Origin of the sequence: Candidatus Rhodoblastus alkanivorans (assembly GCF_022760755.1) — a bacterium.
Taxonomy (GTDB): domain Bacteria; phylum Pseudomonadota; class Alphaproteobacteria; order Rhizobiales; family Beijerinckiaceae; genus Rhodoblastus; species Rhodoblastus alkanivorans.
The window spans coordinates 3,705,388-3,725,115 of the sequence record NZ_JAIVFP010000001.1; the positions used below are offsets into that span (position 1 = coordinate 3,705,388).

The 19,728-nt window shown below is 66.1% G+C and carries 16 protein-coding genes; 8 read left to right on the plus strand and 8 right to left on the minus strand.

The window, feature by feature from the left end; translation table 11 throughout:
• Positions 1–69 precede the first annotated feature (69 nt).
• On the plus strand, positions 70–3,240 hold the full coding sequence (locus K2U94_RS17245) for an efflux RND transporter permease subunit (RefSeq protein WP_243068390.1): 3,171 nt from the start codon (positions 70–72) through the stop codon (positions 3,238–3,240).
• Positions 3,237–4,448 carry an efflux RND transporter periplasmic adaptor subunit gene (locus K2U94_RS17250; RefSeq protein WP_243068391.1) on the plus strand — a complete coding sequence of 404 codons (1,212 nt, stop codon included), beginning with the start codon at positions 3,237–3,239 and terminating at the stop codon, positions 4,446–4,448. The genes K2U94_RS17245 and K2U94_RS17250 overlap by 4 nt, the downstream gene beginning before the upstream one ends.
• Positions 4,449–4,461: 13 nt before the next feature.
• On the opposite strand, the gene K2U94_RS17255 is transcribed toward K2U94_RS17250, so the two are convergent.
• Positions 4,462–6,066 carry a hypothetical protein gene (locus K2U94_RS17255; protein WP_243068392.1) on the minus strand — a complete coding sequence of 535 codons (1,605 nt, stop codon included), beginning with the start codon at positions 6,064–6,066 and terminating at the stop codon, positions 4,462–4,464.
• A 170-nt stretch (positions 6,067–6,236) separates the two neighbouring features.
• Positions 6,237–6,500 (minus strand): hypothetical protein, encoded by a 264-nt coding sequence (locus K2U94_RS17260; RefSeq protein ID WP_243068393.1) that lies wholly within the window; start codon positions 6,498–6,500, stop codon positions 6,237–6,239.
• A gap of 117 nt (positions 6,501–6,617) precedes the next feature.
• On the opposite strand from K2U94_RS17260, the gene K2U94_RS17265 reads away from it, so the two are divergent.
• On the plus strand, positions 6,618–7,478 hold the full coding sequence (locus K2U94_RS17265; protein ID WP_243068394.1) for a DUF6502 family protein: 861 nt from the start codon (positions 6,618–6,620) through the stop codon (positions 7,476–7,478).
• Positions 7,475–8,854: a DUF5666 domain-containing protein gene (locus K2U94_RS17270; protein WP_243068395.1), complete on the plus strand. Its 1,380-nt coding sequence runs from the start codon at positions 7,475–7,477 to the stop codon at positions 8,852–8,854. Before K2U94_RS17265 ends, K2U94_RS17270 begins: the two co-directional genes overlap by 4 nt.
• Before the next feature lie 17 nt (positions 8,855–8,871).
• Here the strand turns inward: K2U94_RS17270 and K2U94_RS17275 are convergent, their stop codons facing one another.
• Both K2U94_RS17275 and K2U94_RS17280 read right to left on the minus strand, forming a co-directional pair.
• Positions 8,872–9,561, minus strand: coding sequence for a prepilin peptidase (locus K2U94_RS17275; protein WP_243068396.1), 690 nt, complete (start codon positions 9,559–9,561; stop codon positions 8,872–8,874).
• Positions 9,558–11,180: an alkaline phosphatase family protein gene (locus K2U94_RS17280; protein ID WP_243068397.1), complete on the minus strand. Its 1,623-nt coding sequence runs from the start codon at positions 11,178–11,180 to the stop codon at positions 9,558–9,560. The genes K2U94_RS17275 and K2U94_RS17280 overlap by 4 nt, the downstream gene beginning before the upstream one ends.
• A gap of 151 nt (positions 11,181–11,331) precedes the next feature.
• Between K2U94_RS17280 and K2U94_RS17285 the strand changes: the two genes are divergently transcribed.
• From K2U94_RS17285 to K2U94_RS17300, 4 genes are all read left to right on the plus strand, one after another.
• Entirely contained in the window at positions 11,332–11,706 is a 375-nt protein-coding gene (locus tag K2U94_RS17285; protein ID WP_243068398.1) for a hypothetical protein, read from the plus strand.
• Positions 11,707–11,784: 78 nt separating this feature from the next.
• Positions 11,785–12,267 carry a type II secretion system major pseudopilin GspG gene (gspG, locus tag K2U94_RS17290; RefSeq protein WP_425332532.1) on the plus strand — a complete coding sequence of 161 codons (483 nt, stop codon included), beginning with the start codon at positions 11,785–11,787 and terminating at the stop codon, positions 12,265–12,267.
• Positions 12,268–12,273: 6 nt separating this feature from the next.
• Entirely contained in the window at positions 12,274–13,224 is a 951-nt protein-coding gene (locus K2U94_RS17295; protein ID WP_243068399.1) for a type II secretion system minor pseudopilin, read from the plus strand.
• Positions 13,225–13,358: 134 nt separating this feature from the next.
• On the plus strand, positions 13,359–14,687 hold the full coding sequence (locus tag K2U94_RS17300) for an autotransporter strand-loop-strand O-heptosyltransferase (RefSeq protein ID WP_243068400.1): 1,329 nt from the start codon (positions 13,359–13,361) through the stop codon (positions 14,685–14,687).
• 269 nt (positions 14,688–14,956) lie between these two features.
• Here K2U94_RS17300 and gspD read toward each other — a convergent pair whose 3' ends face one another.
• From gspD to K2U94_RS17320, 4 genes are all read right to left on the minus strand, one after another.
• Entirely contained in the window at positions 14,957–17,251 is a 2,295-nt protein-coding gene (gene gspD, locus K2U94_RS17305; RefSeq protein ID WP_243068401.1) for a type II secretion system secretin GspD, read from the minus strand.
• 122 nt (positions 17,252–17,373) lie between these two features.
• On the minus strand, positions 17,374–17,982 hold the full coding sequence (gspM, locus tag K2U94_RS17310) for a type II secretion system protein GspM (protein ID WP_243068402.1): 609 nt from the start codon (positions 17,980–17,982) through the stop codon (positions 17,374–17,376).
• Complete coding sequence (locus tag K2U94_RS17315) at positions 17,979–19,094, minus strand: PilN domain-containing protein (protein ID WP_243068403.1); 1,116 nt, start codon at positions 19,092–19,094, stop codon at positions 17,979–17,981. Before K2U94_RS17315 ends, gspM begins: the two co-directional genes overlap by 4 nt.
• A gap of 50 nt (positions 19,095–19,144) precedes the next feature.
• The gene (locus K2U94_RS17320) at positions 19,145–19,669 is read right to left on the minus strand and encodes a DUF1190 domain-containing protein (protein WP_243068404.1); all 525 of its coding nucleotides are present in this window, start codon (positions 19,667–19,669) and stop codon (positions 19,145–19,147) included.
• Between the last annotated feature and the right edge of the window lie 59 nt (positions 19,670–19,728).

The window sequence follows — 19,728 nt, forward strand, 5'->3', positions numbered from 1 at the left end:
CGAGGCCGCGGCAAAATGCTATAAGCCCCGCGGCCTCCCATTCGGCAGCAAAGGAAATCGCGCCTTTCCATGTGGATCGTCAGAATAGCGCTGCAGCGCCCCTATACGTTCCTGGTCATGGCGCTGACCATCGTGCTGGCCACGCCCTATATGCTGCTGACCATGGCGACGGACATCCTGCCGGACATCAATATCCCGGTCATCAGCATCATCTGGAACTATTCGGGCTTGTCGGCGCAGGAGATGGGCTATCGGATCACGGCGCCGGCCGAACGTATCCTGACCACGACCGTCAACGACATCGAGCATATCGAATCGCAGTCCTACAACAGCATCGGGATCATAAAAATCTTCTTCCAGCCCGGCGCGAATATCGCCACGGCCATCGCCCAGACCTTGGCGAGCGAACAGGTCATGCTCAGAACCTTGCCAACCGGCACGACGTCGCCGCTGATCATCACTTATTCGGCTTCCGCCATTCCGGTGACCCAGCTCGCCCTCTCCAGCCCTACCCTGCCGGAACAAAAGGTTTTCGACGCCGCCTTCAACGCCCTTCGCCCGCAGCTCGTCACCATCCCCGGCGTCGCCATTCCCTTCCCCTATGGCGGCAAGCAGCGCATCATTTCGGTCGATATCGACAATTCCGCGCTGCTCGCCAAGGGCCTGACGCCGCTCGACGTGGTCAATGCGATCAGCGCGCAAAACCTGATCCTGCCGTCCGGCACGGCGAAAATGGGGCCGACGGAATTCGGCGTCAGCCTCAACGGCGCGCCGGAAACGATCGAAGGCCTCAACAATCTGCCCGTCCGCACCGTCAATGGCGCGGTGACCTATCTGCGTGAAGTCGCCCATGTGCGCGACGGTTTCCTGCCGCAAACCAATATTGTCCGGCTCGACGGCGTGCGCGGCGTGCTGATGTCGATCATCAAGAACGGCTCGGCCTCGACCTTGCGCATCGTCGAGACCCTGAAGCAGACCCTGCCCGGGGCGGAAAAGCTGCTGCCGCCGGGGATCACGGTCCGCGCCCTGTTCGATCAGTCGGTCTATGTCCGCGCCGCCATTTCCGGCGTGCTGCGCGAGGCTTTGATCGCGGCCGGCCTCACCGCCGCGCTGATCCTGCTGTTTCTCGGCAACTGGCGCGCCACCGTCATCATCGCCATTTCGATCCCGCTGTCGATTCTGTCGTCGCTGCTGGTTCTCGATCTCATCGGCGAAACCATCAACATCATGACGCTGGGCGGCCTGGCGCTGGCCGTGGGCATTTTGGTGGACGACGCCACGGTGACGATCGAGAACATCGAGCGCCATCTCCATCTGGGAACGGGCCTTTACGATTCGATTTACGAAGGCGCAGGCGAAATCGCGCTTCCGGCGCTGGTTTCGACGCTTTGCATCTGCATCGTGTTCACGCCGATGTTCTTCCTCGCCGGCGTCTCGAAATTCCTGTTCGTGCCCCTGGCGGAGGCGGTGGTTTTCGCCATGCTCGCCTCCTACATCCTGTCGCGCACGCTTGTTCCCACTTTGGCGCTGCTGCTGTTGCGCGCGCCCGGCGCGCAGGAGGGACGCCGGAATTTCTTTCAGCGCCTCCACCACAATTTCGACGCCGCCTTCGAGAAAATGCGCGGCGTCTATGTCGTTCTTCTGAGCATGCTGCTGACGCGGCGGCGGATCGCGGGCTCAGCCTTCCTGCTGTTCTGTCTCGCCTCGCTCGGCCTGTTCTTCACGCTCGGCAAGGATTTCTTCCCCACCGTCAACGCCAACGCTATCAGGCTGCACGTGCGCGCGCCGACCGGCCTGCGCATCGAGGAGACGGCGCGGCTCGCCGACGAAGTCGACCGCTTCATCCGCACCCAGATTCCGCCGAACGAATTGCAGACCATCGTCGACAATATCGGCCTGCCCTATTCGGGCATCAATCTCTCCTACAGCAACGCCGGAACCATCGGGACGCTCGACGCGGAAATCATGATCGCCCTGACCCCCGAGCATCGCCCGTCGCAGAGCTATATCGACGACCTGCGCCGGAAACTGCCGGAAAAATTTCCCGGCGTGGAATTTTTCTTCCAGCCCGCCGACATCGTCACCCAGATCCTCAATTTCGGCCAGCCGGCGGCGATCAATGTCCAGATCGTCGGCGCCAATGTCCGCGACAACTTTGCCCGCGCGACGAAAATCGCGAATGAGATCAAGAAGATTCCCGGCGCGGTGGACGTCCATATCCTGCAAAGGCTCGACCAGCCCAATCTGCTCCTCGCCATGGACCGCACCCGGTTGCAGCAGGTGGGGATCAACGCCATATCCGTGGGCCAGAACGTTCTGATCTCGCTTTCCGGCAGCAGCCAGACGTCCCCGACCTTCTGGCTCAATCCGCGCAACGGCGTTTCCTACAATATCACCGCCCAGACGCCGCAATATCGCATCGGCTCGGTCAACGACCTGCTGGCCATGCCGGTGAACTCCGGAACCGGCGACGCGCCGCAATTGCTCGGCAATCTCGTCCGCGTCGAGCCGGGCGTCCTGGAGGCTTTGGTGTCGCATTACAATCTGCGCCCGGCCGTCGATATTTATGTCAGCGTCGAGGGACGCGCGCTTGGCGGCGTCGCGGGCGACGTCGCGAAAATCGTCGACGCGGCGCGGGCCGATCTGCCGCGCGGCTCCGAAATCGCCTTGCGCGGCCAGGCGGTCACGATGAAAAGCTCCTATTTCGGACTGGGCCTCGGCGTGCTCGTCGCCATCGTGCTGGTCTATCTGCTGATCGTCGTCAATTTCCAGTCGCTGCTCGATCCGCTCATCATCATCAGCGCGCTGCCCGCGGCGCTTGCCGGCATCGTGTGGATGCTGTTCCTGACCGGCACGCGGCTTTCCGTCCCGGCGCTGACCGGCGCGATCATGACCACCGGCGTCGCCACCGCCAATTCCATCCTACTCGTCTCTTTCGCCCGCGAAAGGCTGCGCCAGGGCGCCGCGCCGCTTTCGGCCGCGCTCGAAGCCGGGGCGACCCGCATAAGGCCGGTGCTGATGACCGCCTTCGCCATGATCGTCGGCATGATCCCGATGGCGCTCGGCCTGGGCGAAGGCGCAGAGCAGAACGCCCCGCTCGGACGCGCGGTGATCGGCGGCCTGCTCTTCGCCACTTTTTCCACCCTTCTCTTCGTGCCGCTGGTCTTCGCCGGAGCCCACAGCCGCCATGCCAGGGCGGCCGGCCGGGGGGGCGATCAAGAGGCGACTCCCGCGCCGTGACCAGAAAGTCCCACGAAAATCTCGCGCTGCACAGCGACGACGGCCATCTCCACCTACCGCGCCGCGAGAAAGTCTGGCGCGGCGCGATGCGCGCCATTCTGGTCCTTGCCGCGCTGCTCGGCGTCGGCGCCGCCCGAGTGTTGGTCGAGCGCGCGGCGAGCAGGACGGAGCTTGAGGCCCAGTCGCTCGAAAGCCAGCGCGTCTTCGTGACGACGATCACGCCCAAGCCGAGCATGTCCGGCGGCGTGCTGACCCTGCCCGCGACCCTGCGCGGCGACAACGAAACCGCGATCTATGCGCGCGTCAACGGCTATGTCCGCAAGTTCAACGTCGAGATCGGCGACCGCGTGACCAAGGGCGAGACGCTGGCCGAACTCGAAACGCCGGAACTCGACCAGCAGGTCCGGCAGGCCGCCGCCCAGGTCGAACAGGCCAAAGCCAATGTGGTTCTGGGCAAGGTCGCGCTCGATCGCTGGAAGAAGCTCTATTCGCAGGATTCCGTCGCGCGGCAGGACCTCGACACCAAACAGAACGCCTATGACACCGCCGTCGCGGCCGAGGCCGGGGCGCAAGCCAATCTCAAGCAGTTGCAGGCGACCACCGCCTTCAAGAACGTCGTCGCGCCGTTCGATGGCGTCATCACCGCGCGCAACGTCGATATCGGCAATCTCGTCAATTCCGGCAGCAGCGGCGTGGCGCTGTTTTCCATGGCGGTCACCGACCCATTGCGCGTCTTCGTGGACGTGCCGCAAGCCTATATGACGGCGATCCATGTCGGAACCGAAGTCGCCGTCACCCAGCCCGAACTGCCCGGCCAGACGTTCAAGGCGACGGTAACCTATGTCGCCGGCGCCATCGCCGTTGCGACGCGCACCTTGCGGGTCGAACTGATGCTGCCCAATCCGCAGGGCCGGCTCAAGCCCGGCGCCTATGTCCAGATCGCCTTGCCGCTGAGGCCGGCGGGCCAGGTCTCAATTCCCGCCAACACCCTGCTGTTTCGCGCCGAAGGCCCGAATGTCGCGTTGGTGGATTCATCGGGTCTGGTCCGCCTCCAGCCTGTGACCATCGCCCGCGACCTCGGCGCGACCCTCGAAATCGCCGAAGGCGTCACGACCAAGGATCAAATCATCCTCAATCCGCCGGATTCCATCGCCAATGGCGAGCGGGTGACCGTCGTGACGGGGAAAAATTCCGGCGCCGGGAAATAGGGATCGGGCCGTTTCAGGACGCCTCGCGCGGAATCTCGCGCAGCAGCGGCGTCTCGCCTGGCCTGTGTCCCGGCGCCTCGCGAATGGCGACGGCCCAGCAGAACAGTCCCGCCGCGAAGAAAAACGGCCAGGCGTCCAGCAGCAGCGCCTTGATCGCTTCGACCGCCGGACGAATCCGTTGATCCGGATTGACGTCCGGCGGCAGGGTCGCGCGAATTGTCGGATCGTCGAGCAGGGACTTCAGCCGTTCGGCGGACGGATAGGGAATTTGCGGGATCGTTTTCCCCGCCAGCGCCGCGGCGTCGCCCGTGGTTACAAAAGCGCGCAGATTGGCTTCCTCGATCCGCGCGTCGTCGTGGCGTTGCAGAATTGCGGCGACCTTGCCGACCCGGCCATGATTGATGACGAGAAGCGCCGCGATAATCGCCGCGACCGCCAAAGCCAGACGGGCGAGATGGCGCGGATCGGCGAAAATGTCGAGCCTCGGCGCAAGCCAGAGCGCGGCGACGAGATTGACGAGCAGGCCGACCACGGAGAAATCGAGATAACGGGAAACCACCATGCCGTTGCGACCGAAGGCTAGTGCCGCGCATTGGACGAGCGACCAGGCGAGAACGCCAAGATTGAACCAGCGCGGATCGTCGCGCGCGGGCGCGTCGCGCAGCAAGACGAAGGCGAAGGCCAGTCCCGGCGCATAGAGCAAGGCGCCGATCGGATTGTGCAAAGGCCAGGCGAGCAAATCGGCGAAGCCAAGCAGGAAAGCCGAAATCGAATGCGCGTGATAGACGTCGTTTTCGGGGATATGCGGCGTGAGCGCGACGAACAGCGCGCTCAGGGCCAGCAAGGCGGCGGCGGCGAGCCATTCCGCCGCGCCCGAGCGCGCCCGGCGGGCAATCTGGAGCAAAGCAAGGCCCGCGCCGATCGCGGGCGCCAGGGCGCCGCTCGCCATGGAAAGAAAGGCGCCCGAGGCAAGCAGGACCGCCGAAAACCATCGCAGCGACCACGCCTCGGCGTCGGCGAACAACCAGATGGCGGCGAAGGAAAAGGCCATCACGGTATAGAAATGGGTGTTGAAGCCAAGCAGCGTGTTTTCATGGCCGAAAGGCAATAGCGCCAGGCCGCAGCCGACAATGGCCGCGACCATGAGCTTCGGCCCGTCCAGCGCGCGCGTCAGCGCCGCCAGCAACAAGGCCAGGGTCGCGGAATGCAGCAGGGCGTTGAAGATCATCGGCAGCACGACGTCCCAATAGCCGGAGATTTTGAGGTTCAGGATCGTCACGAGCCTTGTGGGGACGATCAGATGCTCGTTGTCGCGCTGAAAAAGACTCCAAAAGCCGAAATGACCTTCAAGAAAGGGCTTGATCGTGCTGACCGCGTCCCCGTCCCATTCGTCGGAAAAGGGAACCTGGCTCGACGCGAAATGGATCAGCAGGAACTTGCTGGCGAGAATGAGCAGGAACACGCCGACGAAGGCCAGAACGGCGACGCGGGGCGATCCGGCGCCGCGGGGCGATCCGGCGGTTCGGGAGGACGCCGCCGCGGGATTGTCGTTCACAGGACAAGATTGGTCAGCGCGCGCGCCGGGAATCGGCGTCGCCAGTTCTTCACGCAGGATCATGGCGTAATGGCTCCGAAGCTTTCACGCGCGCGATTCCGCGGCCGGGCCGCCATGTGGCGCCCGGATGTCGTACAAAGCTCTGTTTCAGTTTGATTTTTTAATCAGGAGCGCCTTGGCCGCCGATTTCGTCCCTCATGGACTGGCGCGGGCCGACGGGCAAGGCCGCGCCCTCATAAGCCGCCGCTCCAGGCGACCGGGGCGGAAATGGAGCCGCCCGGTTTCAGGGAGGCGTTGGCGCCGCTTCCATCTGTCCGCGAAAGCTGCGTCGGGGCGGCGTGCGGCCGCTCGCCGCAAGACGACGGCCGTGCGCAGGCGAGGCCGGCGCCGATAAGGGCGATCGCGGCGAGGCTGCGGACGAAACGCCGCAGAATCGCGGCGTGGAGGCGGATGGAAAAGCTGGACGGCGCGGAGGCCAGAATGGCGACGAAGCTCAAGGCGGCGCACTCCAAAGGATGGCGATAGGGCAAATTACGTGAGAACTTTTCCCACGTCAACGCCGCAAAGCGATTCCGTGGGATTTATTCCCATGGAAAATCATCTATGCTGGCGCCATGACCGAAGCCGCCCCGCCGCCTGACGCCGCTCGCCTGCAGACGCCGATCGCGCGAATCCTGCGTCCGCTCGTCCGCCTTTTCATCCGCTGCGGGATGACCTTTCCCGCCTTGTGCGACCTGTTGCGCGAGCTTTACGTGAATGTGGCCGAATATGATTTCGCGCTCAGGGGCAAGGAGCAGACCGACAGCCGCGTCAGCCTGCTGACTGGGATCCATCGCAAGGAAGTGCGCCGGCTGCGGGGCGCCGGCGCGCCGGTGCGGCTCGTTCCCGCGAGCGTGTCACGATCGAGCATGATCATTGCCCGCTGGGTCGCCGCGCCACAATTCACCGACGACAAGGGCGCGCCGCTGCCCCTGCGCCGCGCTGGAGATCCCGGTGACGGCCCGACCTATGACGAACTGGTGGAATCGGTAACCCGCGACGTGCGCCCACGCGCGGTGCTCGACGAATGGCTCGATCGCGGCATGGTTACGATCGATTCCGAGGGGCGCGTCCGGCTTGAGGAGGCGGCCTTCGCGCCGCGCGCCGGCGACGACCGCCAGCTCTATTATTTCGGCCGCAACCTCCACGACCATGTCGCGGCGGCAGTGGAAAACATTCTCGCCGCCGAGCCGCCCTTTTTCGAGCGCGCGGTGCATTACGAAGGCGTATCGCAGGCCATGGCCGAAAACATGCTGGCCCTGTCGCGCCGCGTCGCCTTGGAGGCGCTCAAGGGCGTGAACCGCGAAGCGCAGGGCGCGATGCGCGAGGATCCAGGCGGGACCTGGCGCTGGAATTTCGGCCTTTATCTTTATGGCGAGGACGAATCCCTGCGGCGCGAGGCCCCGGCGGAAGACGACGGGGGAAAGTCGGAATGAGCGCCCCGAAATCCCTGAGCCGCCGCCGGTTTCTGCTGTTCGCCGCCCTCATGGGAAGCGTGAAGGCCTTTGCCGGGGATGACAGCAAAAAAGGCGGCGACAATGGCATTGGCGGGACCGGCTTCCGTCCGGGCGACAATGGCCTCGGCGGCACAGGCTTCATTGGCTCGATCCGCAAATTCGGCAGCGTCTATGTCAATGGCGAGCGCATCGCTTATCCGGCCGATGCGATCATCGAAATCGACGGTTCGCGCGCCACGCCCGCCGACATGCGCCTCGGCCAGGTCGCGCGCCTCGTCGCGGAGCGCGCCGACAATGTCTGGACGACCCATCGCATCGTCATCGTCAGCGAAGCGATCGGCTCGGTCGAACGGATCAGGGGCAAAAAGCTCGACATTCTCGGGCAGCGCATACTTCTGCCCAGCGCAAGGATCGCGCGCGCGCTGAAAGTCGGGGATCGCATCGCGGTCGGCGGCCTGCGCCGTCCGGACCAGACCATTGTCGCCTCCTCAGTCGAACGCGTTCCGGGCGGGCTCGACCAGATCGCGGGCCTCGTCCAGCGCCACGCCTCGGGCGGATTGAGGATCGGCGGCCAGAAGATCGCCGGCGTCTCCGACGCGCTGGCCGGGTCCCGCATCGTTGCGCGCGGCGCTCTCGACAATGGGGTCTTCGTCGTCCGCGAGGCGCAAAACGAGGCCGAGATCGGCATTGGCGGCGCGCGCAACGTCTCCGTCGAAACCTGGGTGAGCCGCCGCGCCGGCGGGCTGGAGACCGCAGGCGGCGTCCGGGTCGAGGATCGCGGCGGCGGCGCCCCGGCGGGCGCCCGTCTGGTCGTCATCAATGGCGCATTCGGCGCCGACGGTTCTCTGGTCGCGCGGCAAATCGAACGGGTCGATCCGCGGCGCGGCTTCGATGCGCCCGGCGGCGGTCCGAACGGCGGCCCCGGAGGAGGTCAGGGCGGAAGAGGATCTGGCGGAAGAGGTCCCGGAGGAATGGGCGACCCCGGAGGCTCCGGCGGCGCCCCCGGCGGCCGCCCCGGCGGATTCTTGCAACACGGTCCCGAACGAGGGGGGCTTGACCAGCGGAGATTTGGCGCGCCCGGCGGCGGCGCTTTTCCGGACGCGCCAGGAACCGGAACGCCAGGGATCGGATTGCCAAGCGGCGGAACCCCGGGCGGCGGAAATCCAAGCGGCGGGCTTCCGCCGACAGGCGGCTCGCCATTCGGCGGCCCCGGAGCCTTCCCGGGCGGACCCGGGGCCTTCCCCGGCGGGCCCGGAGCGTTCCCCAGCGGACCCGGGGCCTTCCCAGGCGGGTCCGGCCCCTTCCCCGGCGGGCCCGGCGGCTTCACGGGACCGCCCGGCGGCCGATTCCGCTGATCCGGGCAGGCTCGCCTTCAGGCCGGGATAAGGGGCCCGACCGCCCAGACGAGCCAAAAGCCCAAGGCGAGATGCGGGCCGAAGGCCAAGGGTTCGCGCGGATGGGCGAGCGCGCGGTCGCGCAAGGCGATCGTCGCGGCAAGCGCGCCGGAAAGCGCCGCGATCAGCAGGCAGGACGCCAAGCCGTCCCAGCCGAGCCAGAGCCCGGCCAAAGCGAAAAGCCGCGCGTCGCCCTGCCCCAGGCCGGGATAGCCGCGCGCCTTTTCAAAGGCCCAGGCGGCGGCGCGAAAGACCGCAAAGGCGAAAGCAGCCGCCGACAGAAAGAAGGCAAAATTTTCGACCGGCGCCGCCAGCCGCAGAGCGACGCCGGCGAGCGCCAGAACGAGAAGCGGCCCATCGGGCAGGATGAAATAGCGGGCGTCGATCAGCGCCGCGACGCTTAAGGCCACGAAAAGAACGAGGCTCGGCGCCGCATACCAGCCAAGCTGATCCGGTTGGGCCGCGAGCCACAACAGCCCGGCGATGAATCCCCACGCCGCCGGCGCGAGACCGCGAAACCCCTTGCGGCAGGACAGGATCGCCAGCGCCAAAGCCGCCAGCAGACGCGCGCGGCGGAAAAAGCGCGCGAGCCATGGCGGCCGCGCGCTTTGCGCAAAAAGGTCGGAGCGCGCGGCGCGCGCTCCTTCAGTCTGGCCTCGCTGGATCAATTCCAGCGAAATTGCAGGCCGGGCAGAGGCGTCGTGCCCTCAAGCTTCACGCCGTCGAGTTCGTCGGGGTCGAGGCCGAAAAGCTTCAGGACCGTCGGCGCGATCTGGGTGGTCTCCACCGGGGCGTTGATCGACGCATGGATCAGTTGGGGATTGGAGACGATCAGAGCGACGTGGGTGTCGTCCTCGTTGAAGCCGCCATGCTCGGCAAGCTTCGAGCCGCCGGTATAGATCACGCCGACACGGGTGACCCCGATAATGTCGGGCGTGCGCGAATCCTTTTGCGGATCCTGGTAATTCGACGCCAGCAGCGGCCCGGAAAGCCATTCCATGATCCCGGTGTCGCCATAGGCGTTGAGAGCCTTGACGGCGTCAGCGGTCTTGGTTCCGCTATTGTCCTTCAGCCAGATCAGCGTGACGTCGTCGGCCATATCGAAGGCGTAATTCGAGCCGGGCGGGCCGGCGATGACCGTGCTGTCTTTAAGGGTCACGCGCTTGCTCACGTCGATCGGCGATTGACCGTGCTTCGCGCTGACGATGATCGTGGTGTTCCGGTCAAGATTGTTGCGCGCCAGCGTCTCGACCATCTGGCCGATCGAATTGTCGGCGAAGGTGATCGCGCTCTGCAAGCCGGCGCTCGGCGTCGCCTGCGGATCGGAATAGCCGTTGCCCTTCAGCTTCTGGCCGACGCTGACGGACTGGAAGTTCAGACCGAACACCGCCGGAACGCCGACCTTTTTCATGCCGGTGTGATCGCGGCCGGCGATCTCGTTCAGGATCGCCTGCACCTTGAGGCCATCGTAACATTCGACGCCGCCGATCGAGCTGGTGAAGCTGCCTCCGGCGATCGGAGTCGGATTGGGCGCCGTGGACTTCAGGCCGAGCGACGCGACAAGGGCGATATTCGCCGCGCTCAGGTCGGAATCGATTTCCGGCGCGAAGAAGTCGTCGATATTGCGGCCCGGACCATTCAGGGTAAAGGCGTCGGGACCGTTGAGGATGTCATAGGCTGGGTGCTTGTCGGACCAGGCGGTGCGATAGCCACGGGCGTGGAGGATGCTGAAAATGGTGTTGACGCGCAGAAAATTGTGCGGCCACACCGGCTGGCATTTGCCGTTGACCATCTTGCCGGGCAGGTGGGCGGCCGAGATCGCCACAGCGCCATTGGCGCTGAGCAGGCTGTTGGGAACGCCGCCGTCGATGCGGGAACTGTCAGTGTCGACGTTTTCCGCAAAGGTCGTTTCGGCGCCGGGACCGGAAGCGCAATTGGGCGAATAAAGCGTGCGGTCGTAGCTGTCGTCATAAAAGACGCCAGCCGATTTGGGCGTAGCGCCCGAAACCTGGGCGATCGTGCCTAGGAACGAATCCGACGGCTTGGTGGTCGAGGCGGACGTGTAGGTCACCCCCGATTTGACCAGAGCCGCAATATTCGGACAGGTCCGGTGGGCGACGAAATAGTTGAGGTCGGCCTGGTGGAAACCGTCGATGCTCAGGATGAGAACGTGTTTGTCACGATCCTGCCTGGCGGCGGCGGGCGACAGCGTCGCGAAGGGAATCGCGAGGCTGGACGCGACAGCGGTGCTGGCTAAGAGATTGGCAAGGCTTTTCGAATTCGCCACTGTAACCCCGCGGTCTGAATGACGGCGAGGAAGGAAACACAAGCCCGTGACGCGGCGGTGTCATTAATTTGAAACTTCGGATTCCGAGAATGGAGCTCCATCGCGCACTCCCCTGCGCGAGCGCGACGATCGCAAGTTTCGAGGAGAAAAAGTGTCCGCCTCCAGATTGCTTCGCCTTGCCGCCCCTATCCTCGTCGCGCTCGGATGCGGCCCGGCGCGCGCTCAGGACATTTCGCCTCAGGCGCTGACCCATTACGCCTATTGCATCGAGCAGGCGCAGCAATATGGCTTCGTCTTCCAGGGCCAGCGCGGAATCGCCTATCGCTGCCGCGATGAAGTCGCCGTCGCCTATTTCAACGATCTCGGACGGCAGCGCCGGCGCGCGGTCGATCGGATCGAGCGCAACGCCACCGGCGTCTATGATCTGCGCGCGATCCGGGACGTCGGCTTCTGCTGGCACAAGATCGAAAACGAGCTTCGCCAGCCGGTTTCGTTCTGGGGCTGCGACATCTATGTCGCTTTTTGACGCCGGGCGGCGTCCCCGCGTCATCCAGCCATCACAAAACTGGGCTTAATTGTCGCCTGTTCGAGAGGAGAACCGTCCTTGCAGCCCGTTCGCGCCTATGCCTTGCCGCCGATCCGCCGGATTGTCCGCCCCGGACGGGCGCGGCGCCCCAAGGGAGGGCGCGCGGGCTTCACTCTGGTCGAAATGCTGGTGGTGCTCGCGATCATCGGCATGATCGTCGGCCTGGTTGGCCCTCGCGTGCTCAATTATCTCTCCCAGTCCAAGGTCAAGACGGCGCAGATCCAGATGGAAAACATCGCCAGCGCGCTCGATCTGTTCTATCTCGACGCCGGCCGCTATCCCACGACCGAGGAGGGTCTCGCGGCGCTGGTGCGCGCGCCCGCCGACGCCTCCGCCTGGAACGGCCCCTATATCAAATCCGCGACGGCGCCCAAGGACCCCTGGGGGCATGATTTCGTCTATCGCGCCCCCGGCCGAACCGGACCTTATGAGATCGACTCTTTGGGGCCCGACGGCAAGGGCGACGCCGCCGGCCTGACCCGCGCCGCCGCCAACCGCTAGCAGCCGATGGCGAAGCCCGGCGGGAGCAAGTCGCTGTCGCGAAAAGGCTTTGCCCTTCTCATCGTCATCTGGGGCCTGGGCGCGATCGCGCTCCTCGTTCTATCCTTTCTGACCACCGGCCGGCTGCGCCTGCAGACCGCCTTCAACCTCGCCGGCGCGGCGCAGGCGCAATCGATCGCCGAGGCCGCCGCCAATCTCGCCATCCTGTCGCTGGTCGCGGAAAAGGATGCGCGCAGCGGCCCGCAGGCGCCCGCGCCCCATGACGGCGCGCCGCGCTTCTGCGCCCTCGGCGACGCGGCGGTCGCCCTCGCCATCGAGGACGAGAGCGGCAAGATCGACCTCAATGCGGCGTCCGAGGGTTTTTTGCGCCAGGCGCTGGCCGGGCTGCTTGGCCTCGGTCCGGCTCGGGCCGACGCCATCGCCGGGGCGATCGCCGAATTCCGTACCCCGCCCCCGGACGAGGCGCCGCCGGCGAGCAATTCCAGCGACAAGCCCTTCGCGCCGAAGCGCGCCGCCTTTCAGACCGTGATGGAGTTCGATCAGGTCGCCCCGATCGACCAGGCGACATTTCGCGCGCTCAAACCTTTCGTGACCGTCCATTCCCGCGCCGACGGGATCGACCCCAAGGTCGCGCCGCCCGCTTTGCTCGCCGCCCTGCTCGGCATGGCGCCGGACCGGGTCGCGGAGCTGGCGGCCGCGCCTTATCCCAACAATCTCAACCGCGACGACCCGCGCTTCCCGGTGCAGTTCCGCCAGACCGGCGGCAATAACGCTTTCCTGATCCATGCCGAAGCGGTCCTCGCCAACGGACCTGCCGCGGTGTGGGAGGCGCTGGTCGAAACCGACCCGAGCGACGGCGGGCCCTACGCCATCCGCGAAATCCGCCACGGCCCCCCGCGCTTCCTCGACGCCCTGCGCGCCATGCGCGGCGCGCGGGAAACGCTCGGTCCGTGCTGACCGAGGCGCGGGGTCGAGAGGTTACGCCATGGCTTGAAGAGAAAAAATCACTCTGTTAGCGTTGTTTCACGCATCGGCGCCTGCATCGCGAGCGTTCTTTGTTCTCATGCAACAGCATCTGAGGCGCATCCGCCATGGACGACACGAACATTGGCGCCGTCGCCAAAGTTGATAATCTCGCCGATGGCGATGCGGCCGTGAACGGGGACGGCGCCATCCCCGCCGCTTCGGCGCAAGCGGCCGCCAGGCCCTCTTCCGGCGACGCGAGCGCCGCGAGCGATTCCGCTTCCGTGTCCCACTTTCCGGCGCCGCCGGAAATTCCCACCCAGCTCGACGCCTGCGGAATCCGCTTCGACTTCAACGACGGCTGCCGCGCGCAGGCCCCCCTGGGAGCGGACGTCTGGCGCATCCGTCTGTTCGATCTCGACACCGGAAACATATTGTTTCAAACCACCCCGGAATTTTACGGCGGGTCGGTGCGCAGCGCCAAGAAATATTACGTCCGCTTCCGGATCGAGGCCTGGAAGGGCGAAAAGCTCGTTTTCGCCCATGATTACGACGCCTCGGGCCGGGAGGTGCTGATCGCCTTTCCGGTCGGCACTTTGGGCGACACCATCGCCTGGCTCTCCTATGCGGTCCGCTTCGCCGACAAGCACAAATGCAGATTGACCATCGCCATGGCCGAGCGGCTGATCCCGCTCTTCGCGGGGGCCTATCCCGAAATCCAATTTATCGACGTCAAGGCCTCCAGGCCCGAATACTATTATGCGACCTATCGCGTCGGGCTCTTCTTCGACGACGTCGAGCGCATTCATCAGCCCATCGATTTCCGCCATGTCGGGCTGCATCGCGCGGCGGCCCATATTCTCGGCCTCGATCTAGCCGAGGCGCCGCCGCGTCTGGCGGTGCAGGATGCGGGGAGACCAATCGCCGAAAAATATGTCGTCATCGCCACCCAGGCGACGTCGCAATGTAAATATTGGAACAATCCCTACGGCTGGCGCGAGATCATCCATTTCCTCAAGGCGGCGGGCTATCGCGTCATCTGCATCGACCAGAAGGCGGTGAACGGCGCAGGCATCGTGTGGAACCATGTTCCCGCCGGCGCCGAGGACATGACCGGCGACATGCCGATCGAGGAATGCGTACGTTGGATTCGCCACGCCGAATTTTTCGTAGGTCTCAGCAGCGGCCTGTCCTGGCTGGCCTGGGCCGCGGGCGCGCCTATTGTGATGATCAGCGGCTTCACCCTTCCGAACACGGAATTCGAAACGCCCTGGCGGGTGATCAATTACCACGCCTGCGTAGGCTGCTGGAACGACCCGACTTTGCGCTTCAACCACCGCGACTTTCTCTGGTGCCCCCGCCACGCGGGCACGGCGCGCCAGTTCGAATGCACCAGCCTGATCACCGCGGAACAGGTGAAGCAGGCCATAACACGCATCCCCGGTTTCCGCGGATAAGCGGGCCGGCCGGCACGAGGGACTACGCCCCGGCTGCGCACGGCGGCGGGGCGCGTGATCGCAATCGGGTCGGCCCGCCGGCGCCTCGGCGCCGGGGGAGCAATGAGCGGAACACTCAATACGACCGAATATGTCGGATCTGGCGCGGGCGTCGTGGAGGGCGACAGCAGCACGACGAACTCGACCCGCGCGCTTGAGCCGAAATTTCACGTCCCACGCATGAGGCTCCGGCCTCAGCGTCAACGCGCCCATGAGCCGATCGAAATTTTTCACCGATCCAATATGGCTCGATCAAAAGTCTGGCGGAGCGAGTGCGGGCGCCTGATGGCGTTGCGCGCAATTTCCTGGATCTGGCGCTTGTATTCCTGGGTGATCTCCTGAGCTTCGCCGAGCGAGCGCACGACATGCGGCGTGATCATGATGAGCAGTTCGGTCTTGGCGACGGTGTCGTTGTTGTTCTTGAAGGCGTTGCCGACGATGGGAATGTCGCCCAGCACCGGCACCTGATTGGCGAGGCCGCTGCGGCTGTTCTGCATCAGGCCGCCGAGCATCAGCGAGGCGCCGTCGCTCACCATGACCTGGGTGCTCACCTTGCGCTGCTGGATTGTCGGCGTCGTCGAACCGGAGGGCGTATTGGGCGCGACATTGGACACTTCCTGCACCAATTGCAGCATCACCCGGCCGCTCTCGCTGATATGGGGCGTGATCGACAGGATGACGCCGGTGTTCTGGTAGGACACCGAGGTGAAAGTATTGCCGAGCGCGGTCGCGCTTTGCAGCGACGTCACCGGCACTTCGTCGCCGACCTGCAGCATCGCCTGATGGTTGTCGAGAACGGTGAGCGACGGAGTCGAGATGATGTTGACCTTGGTGATGGCGTCGAGCGCGTTCAAGGTGACCTGGGCGTTGGCGGTGCGCAAGGCATAGGAGAAGCCGGGAAAGATGGAGGCGACATTCGCGCCGAGCAGGTTGTAGGCGCCGGTGACGTCGTTGAAGCCGCTCGGCGTGTTCGCGGACGCGTTGGAGAGCGCCGTCGCGGATTTGCCGTGCTGCAAGAACCATTCGACGCCGAACTGCAGATTGTCGTTGAGCGAGACTTCCGCGATGGTCGCCTCGATGAAAACCTGGTTGGGCAGAACGTCGAGGGTTTCGATCACCCGGCGGATGCGGCGATAATCGTCGGGCGTCGCCATGATCACCAGCGCGTTCTTGGCCTCGTCGGCGGCGATGCGGAAGCGCTGGTCCTCGCCGAGCGCCGCCGCCTGCGGGCCGCTGGAGGCCGATTTGTCCCTGGCCGCGGCGGCGAAAGGGTCGGCCGACGCGGAGCCGTTCGCGCCCCCCAGTCCGGTTGTGGACATCTGCCCGTTCGAGGAAATGCCACCGATCGGACTGGCGGGCGGATTGCCGTTCTGGCCGATGAAGCCGGCGTTGGCCGAGGCCAGCGTCGTCTGCGACTGGCGCGGCGAAACGGACGATCCCGCCTTGCCGCCCTCGGAGCCGAACATCGACGTGAGCACCTGAAGCAGTTCCTTCGCCGGGCGGTTCTGGACGAGATAGGTGTAAATCTGCCTCTCCGACCCCTCGGCGCGGGCGTCGAGCCGCTGTATCCAGGCGCGGGCGCGGGCGATATAGCGCGGCTGCGACGAGATCACCAGAATCGCGGAAAGGCCCTTATTGCCGACGAACTGGATCATGCCGTTCATCGGCCCTTCCTTGTCGGAGCCGAACACCGCGCGCAGGTCGCCGGCCAGCGCGTCGGGATCCGCGCTCCTCACCGGAACCAGCGCGAAGGACATGCCGCGCATCGTGTCGATGTCGAACAGATTGATCGCGTCGCGCAGCACCGCGATCTCCTGCGGCGACCCGGAAAGGGTGATCGCATGGCGCGCGTCGTCGGCGCGCACGATGCCGCCCTTTTCCGCGATCGGGTCGAGCACCCGCTTCATCTCGGAAGCCGAGACATAGCGCAACTGGACGACGACTGAACCGGTCCCCAATCCCGCCGCCATGCCGCCCGGGCCGATGGTGCCGCCGGCGGAAATGTCGCCACCGGCGGTCGCGGCTTCGGCGAGGGGCACGATCTTGTAAACGCCGCCCGAGCGCACCAGCGCCGCGCCCGACACCCGCAGCGCCGACTGGAACAGGTCGAGCGCCTCCTGTTTCGACACCGGATGCGACGTATGCGCGGTCACCTTGCCGTCGAGCCTGGGATCGACGACATAATCGGCCCCCTCGATGTCGCCGAGGACGATCTTGGCCGCTTCGGCCATCGGCAGATTGACGAGATTGAGAGTCACGCCGCCCGCGCCCGCCGCTTGGGCGCCGCGATCGCGAGTGCGGCCGGTTCCGATCAGACGTCCCGTGCCTTCGGCGACGAGTGTCAGGCCCCCGGCGCCCCGGGAGAGCGGCGTCCCGCGCGATGCGCCCGTGTCGGACGCATAGGCCAGCGGCCGGCCGTCGCTCGCCGAGGAGGCGGCCCGGGACGGATCGACATGCCATTCGGCGACGAAATCCTTTCCGCTCGGCTGACAGCCCATGAGACCGAGAACAAGGCAAAACGCCATAAATTTTAGGAGGTTGGAACGCACATTCTCCCCACGGGTCGCAACAGGCGCGGTAGCTCTAGCAGCGTGACGCAACATATTTGTCACAAGATCGAGGCACGGGCGCCTTCCCTGCCCCGGCCTCAGCGCGGAGGATGCGGCGCCGGAGCGCCGAACACGTCGAAAGCGGCTTCGATTTCCGGCTCCTTGCCCTCCGGCGCGCCCCAGACGCTGGTCTGGCCGCGCAGGTCGGCGCCGCCGATCACGAGCACAGGCTGTCCGCCCTCCAGATCGCGCACGAGGGCGCGCACGGAGCCGATCGTCCCGCCGACTTCAAGCCGCGCCCCGAACAGGGTCGAGCCCCGCAATGTCTTCGACGGCAGCGCCTGCAGGGAGCGCACCGACACTTTGGCGCCATCCGCGGCGGCCTTGAGCCGGGTCTGGAGATTGGCGGCGACGATGCCGTCATTGTCGCCGGCGATGAACTGGCCGCGGTCGTTCCCGGCGGCGACGCTCTTGGCGTAATTTTCGATCCTTGCGGCCTGCGCGGCCACCGCCTCATAACGTGCGAGCGTCGCGCGCCGCTCGGTCAAAGCCTCCTCGCCGCGCGCAATAGCGGCGCGGATCGGCTGCACGACCAGAAGATAAAGCGCGGCGAGAATCAGTCCGTTGGCCAGCCAGAATTTCAGCGCCGGCGGGCGGAGCGCCCCGGCGGCCGAAGGCCGGGTTGACATGAGGGCGCGCCAGTTCATCGCCGCGCCTCCGTCGCCGCGCGGGGCCGCAGCTTGAGGCGGAGCGAAAAGCTTTCCCGCTGTTCCCGGGGATCGGAAGTGATCGGCGCGGTCAGGGCGGCGTCGGCGAAGAATTTCGACTGGTCGAACAGCAGAGGCAGGCCGACGGCGGATTGGGCGAAGCCGGCCAGATCGACGCCGCGCTCGCCGGTCTTGTTTTCGCTCAAGTGGAAGTCGGTCAGAAAAGCGCCGTCTGGCGTGACGCGGGAAATTTCCTCCCACAGATCCGTCAGCGGCGCATTTTCGCGGCGCAGGTCGCGCAGCAGCGAGGCCAGCTTGCTTTCCTTCGCGGCGCGATCGGCGATCTGCCGGACATGGGCGGCGCGCGCCGCCATGCGCGCGATCCGGGCGTCCAATTCATCCGCCTCCCGGGCTTGCCGCCAGAAGATCGCGCCAAGGCCGGCAAGGAGCAGCAGCGCCGCGAGCGCGATCATCGCCAGGGCCGCGCGCCGGAACCGGCGGTCGGCCCCGCCGGCGTCGCCGACCGCGATCGACGGCGGCTCAGTTGATGAATCCGCCGCCTTTTCGGCGCGAATGAGGGCAAGGTCGCCGAGACCGAGGCCGCAGGACGCCAAAGCGGGCTCAACGCGGTCTCGCCGCAGCAGGGTCAGGCGCACGCTCGCCTTGCCCGTCGCGCCAGGGCTTGCGACCTCGCGGCCGACCAGCACGTCGTCGCGGCCAAACGGCGTCCGGCGCTCGATCTCGGCCGCGACGATCTGCGGCAGCTGGCCCAGGGCCGCGACGGGCGCCTCGAACCCCCGGGTCAGGAAGGACGCCGCCGGCATTTCGAGCACGATGGCGAGCGATTTGCGTGACAGGCCGCGACGGGCGAGCGCCGCGTCGAGCGAGGTCGCGGCGATTTCCGCGCCCGAGACGCGGATTTCGCGATGGCCGGGCTCGGCGGCCAGCACGATTTCCGTCGCCCCCGCCCTCGCCACCGCCTCGCGGGCGCCCCGTCCGAGCAGCCAGCGCAGCGCCGCAGGCGGCAGGAGCGCCCGGAACTGGTCACGCTCCCAGACGAAAAAGCGCAGCAGCCCCGCCTTCACCGAGTCGAGAGTTATTTCGCGGCTCAAAAGCCCGCTCGTCGCCGCCAAAATCAGCTCCTGCTCGATGGGGGGGAAGGCTAGCGATCGGCTGGCCGCCCCGGATTGGCTTCCGCGTTCTGCGCGAAGACCGCCCGGCGAAGCTCGACCTCCTCGACGAAACGATGGTAGCCCGCGAGCGAAGGCGACGGCGCGGGCGCGAACCTCGCCGGTTCGAGCGAGAGCAGGCCATAGGGCGAGATCGCGGCGCTGCGCTCGCCCTGGGGCGGCGGCGCGGAAGCGGGCGGCGCCGGTTCGGGATCGTGCAGCATGGCGGCCGGCGTTTCGACCGCCAGCATCGGCGTCGCGACAAGGCCCCGCGGCGCGGGGTCGATCTCCACGCCCAAAGCCTGCGGCCGATAGGAGCCCGACTCTTTTTCGCACAGCTTGAATTGCAGAACGCAATCGACCCGGTCGGGAAATTTCGGCGCGCGCTCGCGCATCAAATCGTCCACCCGGTCGAAGGCCTCGGCGCATTGGCGGGCCGAAAAGGCGCCGGAACTGGCGCAGGCGCGGCGCGAGGCGAAGAAATAGGGCTGGCCGGTCACGACCGGAGCGGGCGGCAAATAAAACTTTCCGGCTTCGGCGCCGGACGACAGCGCGCTGGCCGTCATGAAACAAATAT